General features: G+C 67.8%; 1 protein-coding gene. It reads right to left on the bottom strand.

Going from position 1 to position 1,804, the window contains the following annotated elements:
- Window positions 1-1,804, bottom strand: a 1,804-nt coding sequence (locus SY1_RS01015; protein WP_208872511.1) for an AsmA family protein, incomplete at its 5' end; no start/stop codon positions are given.

The raw sequence follows: 1,804 nt of genomic DNA, 5'->3' as shown, positions 1-1,804 counted from the left end.
TCAGTTGAACAAACCCTCCAACCCCTTCTTCAGCTCTTTACCCAGTTCCTCTTTCAACTGGTCCTTGATCCGGTCGCCCTGGCTCTTTTGAGCCTCGCCGTCTGGCGAGGCAGGGTGCTGGCCCTGGCCTTCGTTCCCCGATGGAATGATGGCGTCCAGAACCCGGTCCGCTATCCGGTCCACGGCGTCCTTGGTCTCCGGCGCCTCGGGCTGAGGCGTTGGCGTTTCTACACTGGGCTGCGGCGCTGGTGTCTCTACGCTGGGTTGAGGTGCCGGGGTGCCCTGATCCACGCTCGTCGCCGTGACCGCCGCGCTCTGCGACTCGTCCTTCAGCGTGGAGGCCCCGATCTTGAGGTCCTTCACGGAGGGCGCGTCCACCTTGCCCTTCAGCGTCAGGGTGACGGTACGGAAGTCCGCCCGTGCGCCGCCCTTCTGAGCCCCTTCAAGCCCCCCGCCGAGCGCCTGTTTCAGGGTGTCGGCAACGTTTGCGCCGCCCTCCAGCAGTCCGCCCAGGGCGCCCGTGCCACCGCCCGTCAGCGCGTTGACGAGCTGGTAGTTCACCATGAGCTCAATGGGGACGTTGAGCGTCTTGTCGAAGTTGACCACGCCGTCGGAGGCGATCCTCGCGTAGCGGTACAACGGGTCGCGCTCCGGGGCCGTCGCCTCTGCGCCGGCGTGAAGGATCAGCTTGCCCGTCTTGACGGTGAAGGGCGCCTTGACGCTGACGTAGCGGATGCCTTGCGTGCCGTAGAGGCGCGTCACGATGTCCAGACCGCTGAAGCCCGTAACGGCTCCCTCGCCCATGGTGAACTGGCCCGTGCCGGCGTAGCTCAGGCCCTTCGCCGCGCTTCCGTTGAGCTTCAGGCTGAGCTGCCCTCTGCCCGAAACCTTGCCGCTCAGGCCGCCCGTCACGTCTTGAAGCAGCGCGTTCACGTCCACTTCGTCGGCGGAGAGCTCGTCGCTGAACTTCAGGGACCCCGTATCGAAGCTCAGGCTGTTCCTGGCGCTGCCTCCGTAGAGCTTTGCCGTGCCTCCGGATGAGGCGAAGGTGGCCCCGCTGTAGGAGAGGGGCAGGTTGACCTCCGTCAGGTTCAGGCCAAAGGCCTTCAGGGCGGGAGAGGTGAGGGCCCCCTCGCCGGAGAATCCGCCCGAACCGCCCGTCACGTTGAAGGTCAGGTCCGCCTTGCCGCTGATCTGCCCTGCGGCGTCCGGGTAGTCCTTCGTCAGGGCCGCCAGGTCCAGAGCCGTGCCTTGAATGGAGAGGTTGGCGGACAAGGGGGCGAACTGCACCGTGCCGGAGGCGCTGAGGGGCGCGCCACCCGCCTCCGCCTTGAAGGCGTTGATCTTCAGTTCCTTTTGCGTCCCCGAGGCGTCGGCCGTCAGGTTCGTCAGGGTGAGCCCCTGGGCCGTGACGGAGGGCGCGCTGCCGTTGAAGCTGAAGGTCGGCGCTCCCACCGTCCCGCCGATGCCGACGCTGCCCGTCAGGACGCCCTTCAGGCCCAGCCCCGACGCCTGGGCCAGAGGCTTCAGGTCCAGGCGGTCCAGGTTGAAGGTCAGGTTCAGCCTGGAATCGGGCGAGGACCCCGCCGTTCCGCTGCCCGTGATGGAGCCGCCGCCGCTTCGGGCGCCGAAGCCGGCCAGGCTGATGGCGTCCCCGGCCTTGCTCACCTTCGCCGTCACGTCCGTGAGGGTCGTCCCCGACGCCTCCACGCTGGCCGCGCGGGCGCTCAGCTCCAGCCGGTTCAACGCCGCAATTCCGCCGTCGAGGGCCGTGGAGAGCTCCAGGCCGCGAACCGTCAGAAGG

The organism is Fretibacterium fastidiosum, from assembly GCF_000210715.1.
Taxonomy (GTDB): domain Bacteria; phylum Synergistota; class Synergistia; order Synergistales; family Aminobacteriaceae; genus Fretibacterium; species Fretibacterium fastidiosum.
Note: the sequence above shows the minus strand (reverse complement) of the source record. Positions and strands in the feature narration are given on the sequence as shown.